The 14,906-nt window shown below is 71.0% G+C and carries 13 protein-coding genes; 6 read left to right on the forward strand and 7 right to left on the reverse strand.

The window, feature by feature from the left end; all coding sequences use genetic code 11:
- The first annotated feature begins 49 nt into the window (after positions 1–49).
- Positions 50–700, forward strand: coding sequence for a DUF4232 domain-containing protein (locus ACSHV8_RS36660; protein WP_436523487.1), 651 nt, complete (start codon positions 50–52; stop codon positions 698–700).
- 65 nt (positions 701–765) lie between these two features.
- Here the strand turns inward: ACSHV8_RS36660 and ACSHV8_RS36665 are convergent, their stop codons facing one another.
- A complete protein-coding gene (locus tag ACSHV8_RS36665) occupies positions 766–1,884 on the reverse strand; it encodes a mannose-1-phosphate guanylyltransferase (RefSeq protein ID WP_436523489.1) in 1,119 nt (372 codons plus the stop codon).
- Between the two features lie 21 nt (positions 1,885–1,905).
- Positions 1,906–3,051 (reverse strand): glycosyltransferase family 4 protein, encoded by a 1,146-nt coding sequence (locus ACSHV8_RS36670; protein ID WP_436523491.1) that lies wholly within the window; start codon positions 3,049–3,051, stop codon positions 1,906–1,908.
- A gap of 203 nt (positions 3,052–3,254) precedes the next feature.
- On the opposite strand from ACSHV8_RS36670, the gene ACSHV8_RS36675 reads away from it, so the two are divergent.
- Positions 3,255–3,992 (forward strand): TIGR03089 family protein, encoded by a 738-nt coding sequence (locus ACSHV8_RS36675; protein WP_436523493.1) that lies wholly within the window; start codon positions 3,255–3,257, stop codon positions 3,990–3,992.
- On the opposite strand, the gene ACSHV8_RS36680 is transcribed toward ACSHV8_RS36675, so the two are convergent.
- Both ACSHV8_RS36680 and ACSHV8_RS36685 read right to left on the reverse strand, forming a co-directional pair.
- Positions 3,970–5,922, reverse strand: coding sequence for an acetoacetate--CoA ligase (locus ACSHV8_RS36680; protein WP_436523495.1), 1,953 nt, complete (start codon positions 5,920–5,922; stop codon positions 3,970–3,972). The genes ACSHV8_RS36675 and ACSHV8_RS36680 overlap by 23 nt on opposite strands.
- Positions 5,923–5,938: 16 nt before the next feature.
- The gene (locus tag ACSHV8_RS36685) at positions 5,939–6,442 is read right to left on the reverse strand and encodes an acyl-CoA thioesterase (RefSeq protein ID WP_436523497.1); all 504 of its coding nucleotides are present in this window, start codon (positions 6,440–6,442) and stop codon (positions 5,939–5,941) included.
- A gap of 59 nt (positions 6,443–6,501) precedes the next feature.
- On the opposite strand from ACSHV8_RS36685, the gene ACSHV8_RS36690 reads away from it, so the two are divergent.
- Positions 6,502–7,536 carry a hypothetical protein gene (locus ACSHV8_RS36690; RefSeq protein ID WP_436523499.1) on the forward strand — a complete coding sequence of 345 codons (1,035 nt, stop codon included), beginning with the start codon at positions 6,502–6,504 and terminating at the stop codon, positions 7,534–7,536.
- Here the strand turns inward: ACSHV8_RS36690 and ACSHV8_RS36695 are convergent, their stop codons facing one another.
- The gene (locus tag ACSHV8_RS36695; RefSeq protein ID WP_436523501.1) at positions 7,537–8,976 is read right to left on the reverse strand and encodes a PLP-dependent aminotransferase family protein; all 1,440 of its coding nucleotides are present in this window, start codon (positions 8,974–8,976) and stop codon (positions 7,537–7,539) included.
- Positions 8,977–9,040: 64 nt separating this feature from the next.
- Here ACSHV8_RS36695 and ACSHV8_RS36700 point away from each other — a divergent pair, with 64 nt between their 5' ends.
- Together ACSHV8_RS36700 and ACSHV8_RS36705 are read left to right on the forward strand one after the other, a co-directional pair.
- The gene (locus ACSHV8_RS36700) at positions 9,041–10,195 is read left to right on the forward strand and encodes a trans-sulfuration enzyme family protein (protein ID WP_436523503.1); all 1,155 of its coding nucleotides are present in this window, start codon (positions 9,041–9,043) and stop codon (positions 10,193–10,195) included.
- A 151-nt stretch (positions 10,196–10,346) separates the two neighbouring features.
- Positions 10,347–10,982 carry a SnoaL-like polyketide cyclase gene (locus ACSHV8_RS36705; protein WP_436523505.1) on the forward strand — a complete coding sequence of 212 codons (636 nt, stop codon included), beginning with the start codon at positions 10,347–10,349 and terminating at the stop codon, positions 10,980–10,982.
- A 200-nt stretch (positions 10,983–11,182) separates the two neighbouring features.
- Here ACSHV8_RS36705 and ACSHV8_RS36710 read toward each other — a convergent pair whose 3' ends face one another.
- Both ACSHV8_RS36710 and ACSHV8_RS36715 read right to left on the reverse strand, forming a co-directional pair.
- Complete coding sequence (locus tag ACSHV8_RS36710) at positions 11,183–12,547, reverse strand: MFS transporter (protein WP_436523507.1); 1,365 nt, start codon at positions 12,545–12,547, stop codon at positions 11,183–11,185.
- The gene (locus tag ACSHV8_RS36715; RefSeq protein ID WP_436523509.1) at positions 12,544–13,758 is read right to left on the reverse strand and encodes a M20 metallopeptidase family protein; all 1,215 of its coding nucleotides are present in this window, start codon (positions 13,756–13,758) and stop codon (positions 12,544–12,546) included. The genes ACSHV8_RS36710 and ACSHV8_RS36715 overlap by 4 nt, the downstream gene beginning before the upstream one ends.
- Before the next feature lie 56 nt (positions 13,759–13,814).
- On the opposite strand from ACSHV8_RS36715, the gene ACSHV8_RS36720 reads away from it, so the two are divergent.
- A complete protein-coding gene (locus ACSHV8_RS36720; protein ID WP_436523511.1) occupies positions 13,815–14,900 on the forward strand; it encodes an Lrp/AsnC family transcriptional regulator in 1,086 nt (361 codons plus the stop codon).
- Positions 14,901–14,906 lie beyond the last annotated feature (6 nt).

Raw genomic sequence — 14,906 nt, forward strand, 5'->3', positions numbered from 1 at the left:
CCCGGGCCACATGATCATCCTCAGTTGATTCGTGACCGAGGAGAACAGCATGCGTACCCGAACTCTGATGGTGGCCGTCCCCGCCCTGCTCGTGCTCGGGCTGGCGACCGCCTGCTCGGGTAGTGAAACGCCCGTGGCCGGCGCCCCGACCAGCGCCGCCCCGACCAGCGCTGCTCCGACCAGCGCGGCTGCGACCAGCGCTGCCCCGGCCGCCACCAAGCCGGCGGCGACCAAGCCGGCCGCTCCGACGAAGGTCGCCTACTGCCGCAGCGCGGATCTGAAGACCACGGTCGCCCTGCAGCCGGACGGCACCGGAACCACGCAGAAGGCGATGGTCGTTCTGACCAACGGCGGCCAGGCGAGCTGCACACTCGACGGCTGGGTGGCGATCTCGCTGGTCAACGCCGCCGACGAGGTCGTCGCGGTGCCGACGAAGAAGGTGAACGAGCCGGGCCCGGCCGAGGCGTTCACGGTGAAGCCGGGTACCTCGGCGTTCGCCGGGATCAAGTGGACGACCTGCGACAAGGGCGACGCGAGCTGCGGCGTCGGCAACACCCTGCGCTACAACCTGGAGGCGTCCACCGACGGCACGGTGGCCGCGCTGGAGGGCTTCCCGAACGCCGAGAGCAGCGGGATCACGATGAAGTCGCTGCAGATCGGCACGCTGCAGCCGAGCAACCAGGGCGTCGTCGCCTGGTGACAAGCGGTGACAAGCGGTAACGGGGTCCAGGGCCGCACGAGCGGCCCTGAACCAGCGGAACAGGATCAGATGTAACCGTGCTGGCCGAGCTCCTTGAGCTGGTCGACCAGGCTCTTGACCTCCTGCGCGCGCTCGCGCGGGCAGATCAGCACGGCGTCGGCGGTGTCCACGATGACCAGGTCACGGACGCCCATGGCGGCGACCAGACGACCCGAGCCGGGGACGACGACCAGGTTCTCGGTGTCGCGCAGCAGGACCGTGGGGCGTTCCGGCCCGGTGTCGTGGCCGACGACCACGTTGCCGGCCGGGTCGGCGGTGAGCACCTCGCCGAGGGTGTGGAAATCGCCGACGTCGTTCCAGCCGAAGTCACCCGGCACCGTGGCGACCCGGCCGACGGTGGCCGCGCCCTCCATGACCGCGTAATCCACCGAGATGCGCGGCAGGGTCGGCCAGACCTCGCCCAGCACCTCTTCCTGCTCGGCGGTGCCCCACGCCTGGGCGATGCGGCTCACGCCGGAGGCCAGCTGCGGCTGCTGCCGGGCCAGCTCGGCCAGGAACACGTCGACCCGCCAGACGAACATGCCGGCGTTCCACAGGTAGTTGCCGGACTTCACGTACGACTCGGCCACGTCGTACGACGGCTTCTCCTTGAACTCCTCGACCTGGAGCACCGGGCCCTCGCGCAGCTCGCCACCGCACTGCAGGTACCCATAACCGGTCTCGGGGCGGGTCGGGGTGATTCCGAGGGTCATCAGCAGGCCGTCCCGGGCACCGACCATCGCACGCCGGATGACGTTCGCGAACTCGGCCTTGTCGGCGATCAGGTGGTCCGAGGCGAACGATCCCATGATCGCCTCCGGGTCCCGGCGGGCGATCACCGCCGCGGCCAGCGCGATCGCCGCACAGGAGTCCCGCGGCGAGGGCTCGACCAGGACGTTCTCGACCGGCACCGAGGTCAGCTGGCGGGAGACCGCCGCGGCGTGGGCCACGCCGGTCACCACGAACACCCGATCGGGTGTGGTGAGGGTGTCGAGCCGGTCCACGGTGGCCTGCAGCAGCGAGGCCTCGGTCCCGGTCAGCGGGTGGAGGAACTTGGGATGACCGGCGCGGGACAGTGGCCACAGGCGGGTTCCGGTGCCACCCGCCAGAACCACTCCGTACAGCGCACTCTGTTCGTCGCTCATGGGCGGGAGTTTAGTAGAGGGTCAGTTCGCCACCCGATTCCACGTTGTTACATGCACCTCCGCGCTGGACGACCAGGTGAACTCTTTCGCCCGATCGAAGCCGGCCTTGGCCAGAGTGTGCCGCCGCTGCTCGTCGTGGAGCAGGTCGGCCAGGTCCTCGGCGATCCGCTCGGGGGCCTCGGTCGTGTACGCCACCGCGTCGCCGCCCACCTCGGGCAGGGAGAGCCGGGGCGTGGTCAGCACCGGGGTGCCGCAGGCCATCGCCTCCAGAATCGGCAGGCCGAAGCCCTCGCCGAAGGAGGGGTAGCAGGCGACCAGGGAGCCGCCGAGGAAACCGGGCAGATCCGCGTAGCGCAAGTAGCCCGGCCGGAGCAGCCGCAGGTGCGACGGCACCTCGGAGACCGCCCGGTCGATGTCGTCGTCGTGCCCCTGACCGCCGGCGATCACCAGGGCCGGCGGGTGCGGCCAGTCGGCCACCGCGCGGGCCCAGCCGCGGATCAGGTTCGGCACGTTCTTCCGCGGCTCCTTGGCACCGAGGAACGCGACGTAGCCCGAGTCGCCGAGGCCGAGGCGGGCGCGCACGCGGGCCTTCTCCTCCTCGCTCGGCATGTGGAAGGCGGCCTGGTCGACGCCGTGATAGGCCACGTCGATCTTGGTGGGGTCGGCGTCGAGCAGGCGGATCAGCTCGTCCCGCGTGGCCTTGCTGGGCACGATCACCCGGGCCGCGCGGCGCAGCGACGTCTTGATCGCGCTGCGGAAGAACGTCCGCTTGGTGTTGTCGTAATGCTCCGGCTCGGTGAAGAACGTCGCGTCGTGCACGGTCACCGTGACCGGGACGCTGGAGCGCAGCGGGCAGGTGTAGAACGGCGAGTGCAGAACCTCGGCGCCGACCTGCTGGACGAGCAGCGGCAGGCCGGTCTGCTCCCAGGCGAGCCGGGCCGGGCGGTGCGCGATCGCGGCCGGGCCGGGCAGCACTTCCGCGTCGGGAAGCATCCGGCGGTAACGCTCCGCATCCGAACGCTGGGCGACGACGGCCAGGTCCACTCGATCCGGGCCCAGCTGCCCGAGGGCGCCGAGCAATCCGTCGACATATCTGCCGACACCACCTCTGTCCGCGGGGACACTAGTGGCGTCGACCAGCACTCGCGGGGGGCGACCGGGGGTCACGAGGCATCTCCTTGGCGTCTCTGACGTACCGATGCTGCGGTGTAACACGGGCGCCGAGGGTAGGTGGCGTCCACCCCGAGCGTACGCCCGGAAGGCTTCCGGCAAGTGTCCGCGACACCGGTGGTTGCCGTACGTTGCCGTAATCGATGCCGGATGGACGCACCGGCACGAACACGCACAGTCACCCCCTAGTCTGAGGGACGATGAACACCACTATCCCGCAGGTCTTCGCTGAGGCGGTCCGGCGCGACCCGGCCGCACCCCTGCTCACCTGGTACGACGACGCCACCGGAGACCGGGCCGAGCTCTCCGGCGCGACCCTGGACAACTGGGTGTCGAAGACGGCGAACCTGCTCGTCGACGGCGTCGGGCTGGGGCACGGCGACGCCGTGGCTCTGCTGCTGCCGCCGCACTGGCAGACCGCCGCGATCCTGCTCGGCGTGTCGGCCGCCGGTCTCGCCGCCGACCTGGCCGACCTGGGTGGTGATCCGCAGCCGGTGGAGGCGCTGTTCACCACCCCGGAACGGGTCGATCGGGCGGCCACCTGGGCCACCACCGACCGGTACGCGACCGGGCTGCTCCCGCTGGCCATGCCGCTGCGCGAGGTCCCGGCCGGGTACGCGGACTTCGTGACCGAGGTGCGCAACCACGGCGACCACTTCCGGGGTCATCCGGTCGCGCCGGCTGACCGGGCCTTCGCCGGGCCGATCGAACTCAGTCACGCCGACGTGCTGTCGGCCGCCGAGGATCGGGCCACCCAGCTAGGATTCGGCGCCGGTGACCGGGTCCTGATCGACGTGACGATCCACCCGGACCCGGTCGACTGGCTGCTCGCGCCGCTGCTCGCGGGCGCCTCGGCGGTGCTCTGCGCCAACCTCGACGAGAGCAAACTGGACGCCCGCGCCACCGCGGAGAAGGTCAGCCTCGTCCTGGCGGTGTGAGACGTGTCTTCGCCAGCTCGGCGAAGGCGTTCAGCGACTCCGGGTTCGCCAGCGCGCCCTTGGCGGCGGCGGACTCGATCGGGGTGCCGGTGAGGATCCGCTTGACCGGCACCTCGAGTTTTTTCGCGGACAGGGTGCGGGGCACCGCCCGTACCGAATAAATCGCGTCGGGCACGTGCCTCGGGGAGAGAGCGCCGCGCAACTCCCGGGCGATCTTCGCGCGCAGCGCGTCGTCGACCTCCGAGCCCTCGGCCGGGACGACGAAGAGCAGCAGCTCACCGTTGGGGTCGTCGGCCTTGTCGAGGTGCACGACCAGACAGTCGGCGACCTCGGGCAGGCCCTCCACCACCGAGTAGAACTCCGAGGTGCCCAGCCGCACGCCGCCCCGGTTCAGGGTGGCGTCGGAGCGGCCGGTGATCACGCAGCTGCCGTCGTCGCCGATGGTGATCCAGTCGCCGTGCCGCCAGACGCCGGGGAAGACGTCGAAGTACGCCTCCCGGTAGCGCGAGCCGTCGGTGTCGTTCCAGAACCCGACCGGCATGCTCGGCATCGGCGCGGTGATCACCAGTTCGCCCAGCTCGCCGATGACCGGCTTGCCTTCCGGGTCGTAGGCCTCGACGCGAGCGCCCAGACTGCGGCCGGAGATCACGCCGGCGCGGACCGGCAGCAGCGGCGAGCCGCCGACGAAACCGGTGCACACGTCGGTGCCGCCGGAGAGCGAGATCAGCTGCAGGTCACGGCCGACCGCCTCGTACACCCAGGCGAAGCCCTCGGGAGGAAGCGGCGCGCCGGTCGAGCCGACGCCCTTCAGGGTCTTGCCCGGGGTCAGGCCGGCCTTGCGGCAGGCCATCAGGAACGGGGCCGACGTGCCGAAGTACGTGATCCCGGCGGTGTCGACGAGGTCCCACAGCGCTTCGAGCGAGGGCCAGCCCGGGTTGCCGTCGAAGAGGACGATGGCGGCGCCGACGGCCGGGCCGCTGACCAGGTAGTTCCACATCATCCAGCCGGTGGTGGTGAACCAGAAGAACCGGTCGGACGGGCCCAGGTCGTGGTGCAGCGCGAGGATCTTGAGGTGCTCCAGGAGGATGCCGCCGTGGCCGTGGATGATCGGCTTGGGCAGGCCGGTGGTGCCGGAGCTGTAGAGGACGTAGAGCGGGTGGTCGAACGGGACGGGCTCGAAGGCGAGCTCATCCGGCCCGTCTAGTTCGGAAAAATCGCCATCTTCGCTGAGATATCCGATAGTGACGACGTGTTCCAGTGACGGCAGCGCTGCGACGATCGCGTCGACCTCGGCCCGCCTGTTGACCGATTTGTCGCCATATTTGTAGCCATCGACGGCTACCAGGACCTTCGGGGCGATCTGACTCCACCGGTCGATCACGCTGCGCGAGCCGAACTCCGGCGCACAGGACGAGAAGATCGCGCCCAGGCTCGCGGTGGCCAGCATCAACACGTACGTCTCAGGGATGTTCGGCGCGTAAGCGGCGACCCGATCCCCCCGGCCGACCCCGCGGGCCTTCAGCCCCGCCCGCACCCGCCGCACCTGCTCGCGCAGCTCCCGCGCGGTCAGCGTGATCGGCTCCCGGCTCTGCGAGTACGCGATCACGACCGGCTCGTCGTCCGCGATGCCGGGCATACGCAGCACGTTCTCCGCGTAGTTGAGCGTCGCGCCGGGGAACCACCTCGCCCCGGGCATCGTCGCGTTCTCCAGCACGGCGGTCGGCCGGTCATGCGCGACGACGTCGAAGTACTCCCAGATCGCGCCCCAGAACCCGGACAGATCGGTGACCGACCACTCCCACAGCGCCGCATAGTCCGCGAAGGTCAGCCCGCGCTCGCGCTCCAGCCAGCCCAGGAAGTCACCGATCCGCGAGGTCTGCCGGGCATCGGCCGGCGGTTCCCAGAGGACTGTGCCCGTCGTCACCGTCATGCGCTCACCCTAACGTTCACTCAGCCCGGGCCTTCTGGATGGCGGCGCGACGAGCCAGCCGATGGTCACGGCGGATCAAGGCTTCCTTGAACCGGCGCTGGTCGTCCATGTCGGTGGGCAACACAGGCGGGACCGGACGGGGTGTGCCGGCCACATCGACGGCGACGAAGACCAGGTAGGCGGTGCCGACCGGGATCGTCGGGCCGACCGCGTCCCAGCGCTCGGCCTCCAGCCGCACGCCGACCTCCATGGAACTCTTGCCGGTCCAGTTGACCTGCGCATACGCGTGAACCAGGTCGCCCACCCGGACCGGTTCGAGGAACACGATCTCGTCGATCGCCGCGGTCACCGCGGTGCCCCCGCTGTGCCGGGCCGCGGCCGCCCCGGCCACGTCGTCGACGAACTTCATCAGCACCCCACCGTGGACCGTGCCGTACAGGTTGACGTCCACCGCGGTCATGATCTTGCTGAGCGTGACGCGGCCGTGTGCGGTGGGTCGCCCCGGAAGTGGTTCATCCATATCGGCACACTACGACTGGTTTGGCGGCTCATTGCCGTCGCCGGGTAGCCTGCCGGATCATGCGCCACCTCCGGTCGATCCTCTACGCCCTCGTGCTCGCGCCCGCCGTCTGGGTCCTCGCCGGTGTCGGTTTCACCCACGACCTCACCAGCCGTGGGCGGGACTTCTTCACCGCCGAGTCGCTGAGCGGCCTGCTCCTGCTGATCTTCTCCGGGATCCTGTACGCGATCCTGGCGTTCTCCCCGATCTCGCCGCTCGGCCCGACCATCGCCGGCGCCGCGTTCCTCGGGGTGACGTACTGGGCGTGGAGCGCACCGGAGTCCTACGCCGGCATCTGGTCGCCGGACGTGGTCAAGGACGGCTTCGACCTGAGCCGCCCCGGATACGGCCTGGCCGCACTGCTCGCGGTGCCGCTGCTGTGCACGATGCTGAGCGCCCGCCGCTGGGCCCGCTACGAGCCGCCGGTGCTGCCGATCATCGGCGAGATCGGGCGTTTCCGGGGCTCGGCCAAGGTGGCCGGGATCAACGTGGCCGCCGAGCAGACCACGGTCTTCCGGACCGCGCAGCCGCCCGCCGCGCAGGGCGACCGGACCCAGGTCCTGCGTACGCCGGCGGGTGCTTCACCCCTGGCGCGTACATCGTCGGCCGACGCCACCGTCGCGATGACCCCGGCCGACGCCACCGTGGCGATCCCGGCCGCTCCGGCGCCGGCCGCCCCGAGCAGTCCGCGGGTCACCCCGGCCAGCGACGACACGACCACCGTGTTCGCCGCCGTGAAGCCGGCTCCGAGCACTCCCGAAGCGCCTAAATCTAATAAATCCGGCATTACCACTAATCCGACTATTGCCGCCGCGCCCGCGAAAGCAGCGCCCGAGCCGGTGAAAGCAGCGCCCGAGCCCGCGAAAACAACGCCTGAGCCCGCGACAACGACGCCCGAGCCGGCCGACGACGACAAGACCACGGTGCTCACGGCGGCCGGGTCGAGCGACGACAAGACCACCGTGATCCCGGCCCAGCCGGCCGCCCCGAGGACCGAGACGGCCGCGGGCCCGGACCCCGACCGCACCGAGCCGATGAAGCTCCCGGCCCCCTGATCAGACCGCGATCGCCGGCAGCGGCGGTGGACTCCCCACCGCCCGGCCGGCGAATCCGCGCCAGGCCTCGGCCATCGCCCGTACTCCCGCGCTCAGCACCGAGGGTTCCGCCACGAACGGGATGCGCAAGTAGTCGTTGCTCCCGCCGGACGGGTCGAGCGACCCACCGGCCAGCACGGCCACCCCGTGCCGGAGGGCCGCCTGCGCGTACGACGCGGCGTCCCCGTACGGCAGCCGCACCCACAGCGTCTGCCCGCCGCCGGCCGGCTCGAATTGCCACTCCGGCAACTGTTCCCGCAGCTCAGCAGCGAGATGATCGTGCCGCTGGGCGAGCAGCCGGGCCCGGTCCTCGATCAGCGTGTCCAGCCGGCCGATCAGTTCCACGGCCGCGAGCTGGTCGAGCACCCCGCTGCCCAGGTCGATCACCGCTTTGAGGCGGGCCAGCCGCCCGATCAGCGCCGGTTGCGCCCGCACCCAGCCGATCCGCAGCCCACCCCAGACCAGTTTGCTCAGCGACCCCACGGTGATCAGCTCGTCCGCGTCCGGGGCAAGCCCGGCCACCGGCACGGACGGCGCCGGCCCGGTGAAACTCAGCTCGGCCAGCACGTCGTCCACCACCAGGGGAACCTGCCACTTCAGCGCCGCGGCGACGATCTCGGCCCGTTCCTCGGGCGCCAGCGTCCGCCCGGTCGGGTTGTGGCAGAGCGCGATCAGATAGGCCATGGCCGGCCGCCGGGCGAGGGCTCCTCCGTACGCGCGAATGGCGGCCCGGACCGGCAGCAGAGCCGCCGCCGATTCGCGAAAGATCTCCAGAGCCCCGGGGTAGGTCGGCGCCTGGACCAGCACCTCGGCCCCGGGCGCGACCAACGCCCGGGCCAGCAGCGCGAGCCCTTGCTGCCCACCGGTCGTGATCAGGATCTGGGCCGCCGTCGTCGGCACCCCACGGGCCGAGTACCGCGCGGCCAGCGCGGCCCGCAGCCGCGGATGCCCGGCCGGGTGATATCCCAGGTCCGGCCCGCCGAGCAAGCCCAGCGCGGCCTGATAGGCGGCGATCACCTCGGGCGGCGCCGCGGTCGGCCCGGCGCACGCGAACTGCGCCACGTGATCCGGCGGGTCGAGCAGGTGCAGGAAGACCGGGTTGACGGTCGGTTCCGCCCCCGGAGGCGCCGGGGCGCCGGACGGCCCGCCCGCGACCCACGTCCCGCTCCCCTGCCGCCGGACCAGCCGCCCTTCCTGACGCAGCAGGTCGTAGGCGGCGACCACGGTGGTCCGCCCGGCCGAGAGCCCGGCCGCGAGGGCCCGATCGGTCGGCAGCGCGGTCCCGGGCGGCAACTCGCCGTCGTCGATGAGCGCCCGGAGACGGCCGGCGAGCAGCAGGTACAGCGGCCCGCGCCCGGCCGACCAGCGGCCCAGGCGCGCGGCGAGCTCGATTGGTTCCATCAGCGGACCAATATAGCGGCATTGGCTCTGTCTCCGGCCGGTCACGGTCCGCGACCATCGGGGCATGCATCCCGACACCCGCATGGTCCACATCGAGGCGCCCGTGCCGGCGGCGAGCAGTCCGCTGGCGGTGCCGATCTACCAGACGTCGTCGTACGCGTTCGACGACCCGGAGTTGATCGCCGACGGCCTGAACCGTCCCGACGGCGGCTACGCCTACTCTCGTTTCGCCAATCCGACCGTCCGCGCGCTGGAGAACGCGGTCGCCGACCTGGAGGGCGGGGCGGCCGCGATCGCCACGTCGTCCGGCATGGGCGCGATCTCCCTGCTGCTGCACAGTCTGGTTGGCGCCGGCGACCACGTGATCGCCCAGCGCGAGGTCTACGGCGGCACCCACGCCCACCTGCGCGACCTGGAGAAACGGTTCGACATCGGGGTGACCCGGATCGACGGCCGCGACCCGGAGGAGCTTCGCGCCGCTCTCACCCCGCGCACCAAGGTCCTCTACCTGGAGACCGTCGCCAACCCGACCGGCCACATCAGTGACCTGCCCGCTCTGACTCCGGTGGCACGCGCGGCCGGGGTGCTGACGGTCGTCGACAACACGTTCGCCAGCCCGATCTTCTGCCGCCCGATCGAGCACGGCGCCGACGTGGTCGTGCATTCGGCGACCAAGTTCCTGAGCGGCCATTCGGATGTGACCGGCGGGCTCGCGGTCTTCGCCGATCGGAGCCGCTACGAGCGGGTGTGGGAGCACGCGGTCGAGTTCGGTTCGGTGGCCGACCCGTTCGCCGCCTGGCTGACCATTCGCGGTCTGCACACGCTCGGCCTGCGCATGGAACGGCACGCCGCGAACGTGACCCGGGTGGCCGGTTGGCTGGCCACCCATCCGGCGGTGAGCCGGGTGACCTGCCCGCAGCCGGGCGCGGCCGGGCACATCACCGGTTTCCCGGGCGCGTTCTGCTTCGACCTGGCCGGTGGGCGCGAGGCCGGGGTGCGCCTGATGAGCCGGCTCCGGGTGATCAAGGTGGCCGCGTCGCTCGGCAGTACGCAGTCGCTGATTCTGCATCCGGCCGGCACCACGCATAGGCAATTGACTCCGGAGCAACTGCGAGAATCGCATTTAACCCCCGGAACCATCCGAATCGCCATCGGTATCGAACACCCGGATGACCTGGTGGCCGACCTGGCGCAGGCGCTCGACTTTGTCGCTCGTTAATACGTGTGACGTTTCGAAAATAGGTCGTAACGAATAGGGACTTTCGAGAGCGGTCCATCGTGGATATCGTGATCATCGCTTTTGGACTACGGGGGGTAACCAAAAAGCAACGTTGTGGAGGCCCCCTGCCCTCCTCTGGAAGGACCACACCTTGTCCGATACACCGTTGTGGCTGCAGGGCCGGGACGCCGTCATCGAGGCCGCCGATCCGTCCGAGTTCCGCCATGGCACCCCTGACTACCACCTGTCGCACGTCGTGATGCCCGGGCAGCGCACCACGGAGCACGCGCCGGGTTCTCTCGAAGCCATCGTCGAGTCGATCGTCCAGGTCTTCGAGATGGAGGTGTCCCACAAGAAGGACCCGGCGACCTGGGTGTCGATGGTGTCCGAGCACTTCCGCACCAACATCAACGGCGGCGGCTGGGCGTCCGCGCAGGACATCGCCGACCAGGGCAGCTACAACGTGCTGATCGGGGACAGCGCGTTCTACAAGCCGGAGTCGTTCGACGGCCAGCACGACGTCTTCCACGGCGCGTTCCCGAACGGCTTCTACTGGGAGGTCCTGGAGGTCCTCAGCCCGCCCCCGGTCGTCACGTTCAAGTGGCGTCACTGGGGCGCGTTCGACGGCGAGTACCACGGCCACCAGCCGAACGGGAAGACCATCGAGATGTTCGGCATGAGCGTCGCCAAGGTCAACGACGACCTGAAACTCCTCGAGGTCGAGCACTACTACGACCCGAACGCGTTCCTGGGCAAGCTGACCGGCGGCTGCCCGGTCGCCCACTGATCCCGAGCCGGTGCCGTCGCGATCCGGCGGCACCGGCCCTTTCAAAGATCAACTTCAAATTCTTCATTGCCTCGGTCCGCCGTGGTCCCGATCGTCGCTCCCGCGGGGACCCTTCCGACCCTCGCAGGGCGCTGGCGCGCCCAGAACGCGAGGCCCGCAAGGGCGACGTGGTCGGGTGGGCACGGTTACCCCAAAACCCGCTACTCAGCTCGACGGGCGAACCGGGCCGCCACGGCCGCGACCGCGCAGAGCACGGCGCAGATCAGCCACACGGTGACATAGGCCGACTCGCGCGGTGTCTCCCCGTCCGGCAGCACGACCGCGGCCAGGATCGCGGCCACCACCCCACCGGCCACGGCGCCGCCGAGCGTCTTGACGTTGTTGTAGAGCGCCGTGGTGATCCCGGTCCGCGACGGATCGGCGGTCTCGGCGATCACCGTCGGCATCGCACCCAGCGCCACCCCGGCGGCCAGCCCGATCGGCACCTTGACGGCCAGCAGTTGCCAGACCTGGTCGTGGAATGCCGCCGTGGCCACGAACCCGCCCGCGATCACCGCGAACGCCGCGACCAGGGTCGGCCGGTAGCCCAGCTTCCCGGCGATCAGTGCGGTGCACGCCGACCCGATCACCGCGAAGACCGCGGCCGGCAGCGCGACCAGCGAGATCTGCAGCGCGGTGAACCCGAACCCGTACCCGGCCTCGGAGCGGGTCGCGGCCAGGAACGTCGAGTCCGGTGACTGGCTTCCGAAGTAGACGATGCCGAACACGAACGACGCCCCGAAGAACGGCGCCACGTGCCGCCCGGCCATCGCCCGTAGGTCGACCAGAGGCTCGGCGGTCCGCAGTTCCAGCACGACCCACCCGGCGAAGCCGAGGCCCCCGATCACGATCAGGATCGCGTTGAGCAGCGAGATCCCGGCCAGCAGGGCGACCATCGAGACGCTGAGCACGGCGATCCCGGCCAGGTCGAGCTTGCCGCCGGCCAGGCGCGCGCTCTCGGGTACGGCCAGGAAGCTCACCGGCACACAGATCACCGCCAGCAGGGCGGGCACGAGCAGGGTCAGCCGCGCGTCCTCGATCACCTGATGCAGTCCGGCGGTCAGCACCCCGCCGAGCAGCGCCCCGAGGGTCAACGCCCCGACCAGCCGCGCGATCGCCTTGCGGGCCAGGGCGACCGGCAGCCGGTCCCGGACCAGCGCGATCTCCAGTGGCAGCAGCGCGGCCAGCGGCCCGAGCAGCAGCCGCCCCACGAGCAGCACCGGCAGGTTCGGGGCGAGCGCGACGAGCAGGCTGCCGGCGGCCACGCAGATCAGCGCGATCCGCAGCATCCGCCGATGCCCGTGCAGGTCGCCGAGCCGCCCGAAGGCCGGCACGCACACCGCCGAGGCCAGCAGCTGCACGGAGATCACCCAGTTCAGGTGTGCGTCCGAGATGCCCATCTCGCGGCCCAGGTCGGGCAGCAGCGGCGCGATGCTCCCCTGGATGAATCCGCTGGTCAGCTCGAAGAGCACGAGCAGCCCGACGACCGCCCCGACCTTCGGAGCCCGATCGGCGACCGCGGTCACGACGCACCGGCCGAGGCGTCGGCCAGCTCCAGGCGGGCCGCGGCGAGCGAGGCGAGAACGGAGGCCGCCTCCAGGACGCTGCGATCGTCGAAGACCGCCTGCGGCGAGTGGTTCATCGGCGCCGTCGCCGGGTCGACCCCCGGCGGGACCGCGCCCACCATCAGATACGCCCCTCGCACCTTTTCCAGCACGAACGAGAAGTCCTCGGCCCCGGCCAGCGGCTGCGGCGCCTGGAACGCCCGCTGCGCCCCGACGATCGAGCGCATGGTGTCCAGTGCGAACGCCGCTTCGGAGGCGTCGTTCACGGTCACCGGGTAGTTCGCCTGGTAGTCGATCTCCACTTGGACGCCGTGCGCGTCGGCGATGCCGCGCACCACCCGCCGTACGGCCGCCTGAATTTTTTGATGGGTGGCGGGCGAGAAGGTGCGCACGGTCGCCTGGAAGGTCCCGGACGCGGGGATCACGTTGAACGCCGAGCCGGCGTGGATCGAGCCGACGGTCAGCACCGCCGGGTCGAACGCGTCGGCGGTCCGGGTGACCATGGTCTGCAGCGCGGTGACCATCTCGCAGAGCGCCGGCACCGGGTCGACGGCCAGGTGCGGCGACGAGCCGTGCCCGCCGCGGCCGTGCACGGTCACGGTGACCGAGTCGGAGGCCGCCAGGATCGTGCCGGGCCTGGTGGCGACGGCTCCGAGCGGCAGCATGGTGCTGGCCACGTGGATCGCGTAGGCGGCGATGACGGTCGCACCGGCCGCTTCCAGCACGCCTTCCTCGATCATCACCTTGGCCCCGCGCTGTCCCTCCTCGCCCGGCTGGAACATGAACACGACGTCCCCGGCCAGTTCGGCGCGCCGCGACGCCAGCAGGTGGGCCGCGCCGACGACGGCGCTGGTGTGCACGTCGTGGCCGCAGGCGTGCATGACGCCGGGGATCGTGGAGGCGTAGTCGACCCCGCTCTCCTCCTGGACCGGCAGCGCGTCCATATCGCCGCGGATCAGTACGGCCGGTCCGGGGCGCCCGCCCCGCAGCACCGCGGTCACCGAGGTCAGCGCCGTGCCGGTGGTGATCTCCAGGGGCAGGCCGTCCAGTGCGGCGAGGACCTTGGCCTGGCTCAGCGGCAGGTCCAGCCCCAGCTCGGGCTCGCGGTGCAACGCGTGCCGCAGGGCGATCAGGCGGTCGGCGAACGGGAGAGCGTCGAGTGAGGTGAACATGACGGGTATGGTCGGCAAAATGATCGTGGTCGCCGCCGGATTGCCGAGATCCGCCGATGCAGCCCTCTGACGTGCCGGAAACGGTCACCCTGGACGAGCTCGACTACCAGTTGATCACCGCCTTGCAGCTGGCCCCGCGGGCCGACTGGCAGCGGATCGGCGCGGCGCTGGGGGTCGACGGTTCGACCGCGGCCCGGCGCTGGAACCGGCTCTACCGTTCCGGGCACGCGTGGCTCAGCTGCCTGCCCGCGCAGCTGGCGATCCCGAGCGTGGTGCTCGCGGTGATCGAGGTCGACTGCGTCGCCGGCCGGCTGCCCGAGGTCGCGGCCGGGCTGGCCGGGGACGTCAACATCGTCACCCTGGAGCACGTCACCGGGGCGCGGGACCTGCTGATCCAGGCCGCGTTCGCCGATCACGCGCAGCTCGCCCGCTATCTCAGTTTCCGGCTCGGGATGCTGCCCGGGGTGGCCGCGTCGCGCACGCAGATCGCGGTGACCGTGCACATCGAGGGCAGCCGCTGGCGGCTCGACCGGCTGACCGAGAGCGCCCGGCAGGCACTCACCGAGGGGCGGCCGTCGGGCGACACCAAGCGGAAGCTGACCGGCGAGGACCTGGACGTGATGCGGATCCTCAGCGACGACCCGCGGCAGCCGGCCGTGCGGATCGCGGAACGGCTCGGGCTGAGCCCGACCACGGTCCGGCGACGGCTGGACCGGTTGGACGCGGATCGTTCCATCGTCTACCGGGCCGAGGTCGCGCGCTACGTCTCCGGTTTTCCGATCTCGGTGTCGCTCTGGGGCACGCTGCCGCCCGGCGACCTGGGCCGGGTGGTGAGCCGGCTCAGCGGCATGCGCGAGACGCGGTTCTGCGCCACCCTTTCCGGTACGGCGAACCTGCTGCTCGTCGTCTGGTTGCGTTCGGTGCCGGAGATCGCCGCGTTCGAGGCGCGGCTGGGGGCGCAGGTCCCGGAGTTGACGATCATCGACCGCTCGGTGGCACTGTGGGTGATGAAGCTCGGCGGTCATCTGCTGGATCCGCTCGGGCGCAACCTGCGGTCCGTACCCCTGAATTTCTGGAGTGATCCGGTCTCCGACGCTGCCGAAGGCGAGCTTTTGGCGCGCCTCCGGCAGGCCGGCGGTTGACCGCCC

Origin of the sequence: Actinoplanes sp. HUAS TT8, from assembly GCF_051380535.1 — a bacterium.
In the GTDB taxonomy this organism is placed as follows: Bacteria; Actinomycetota; Actinomycetes; order Mycobacteriales; family Micromonosporaceae; genus Actinoplanes.

What these genes read in the sequence shown, in the direction of transcription:
- ACSHV8_RS36690 (WP_436523499.1), top strand. Translation starts at nt 6,502, where the DNA reads ATGCGCCACCTCCGGTCGATCCTCTACGCCCTCGTGCTCGCGCCCGCC.
- ACSHV8_RS36665 (WP_436523489.1), bottom strand. Translation starts at nt 1,884, where the DNA reads ATGAGCGACGAACAGAGTGCGCTGTACGGAGTGGTTCTGGCGGGTGGC.
- ACSHV8_RS36695 (WP_436523501.1), bottom strand. Translation starts at nt 8,976, where the DNA reads ATGGAACCAATCGAGCTCGCCGCGCGCCTGGGCCGCTGGTCGGCCGGG.
- ACSHV8_RS36700 (WP_436523503.1), top strand. Translation starts at nt 9,041, where the DNA reads ATGCATCCCGACACCCGCATGGTCCACATCGAGGCGCCCGTGCCGGCG.
- ACSHV8_RS36660 (WP_436523487.1), top strand. Translation starts at nt 50, where the DNA reads ATGCGTACCCGAACTCTGATGGTGGCCGTCCCCGCCCTGCTCGTGCTC.
- ACSHV8_RS36685 (WP_436523497.1), bottom strand. Translation starts at nt 6,442, where the DNA reads ATGGATGAACCACTTCCGGGGCGACCCACCGCACACGGCCGCGTCACG.
- ACSHV8_RS36675 (WP_436523493.1), top strand. Translation starts at nt 3,255, where the DNA reads ATGAACACCACTATCCCGCAGGTCTTCGCTGAGGCGGTCCGGCGCGAC.
- ACSHV8_RS36680 (WP_436523495.1), bottom strand. Translation starts at nt 5,922, where the DNA reads ATGACGGTGACGACGGGCACAGTCCTCTGGGAACCGCCGGCCGATGCC.
- ACSHV8_RS36720 (WP_436523511.1), top strand. Translation starts at nt 13,815, where the DNA reads ATGCAGCCCTCTGACGTGCCGGAAACGGTCACCCTGGACGAGCTCGAC.
- ACSHV8_RS36715 (WP_436523509.1), bottom strand. Translation starts at nt 13,758, where the DNA reads ATGTTCACCTCACTCGACGCTCTCCCGTTCGCCGACCGCCTGATCGCC.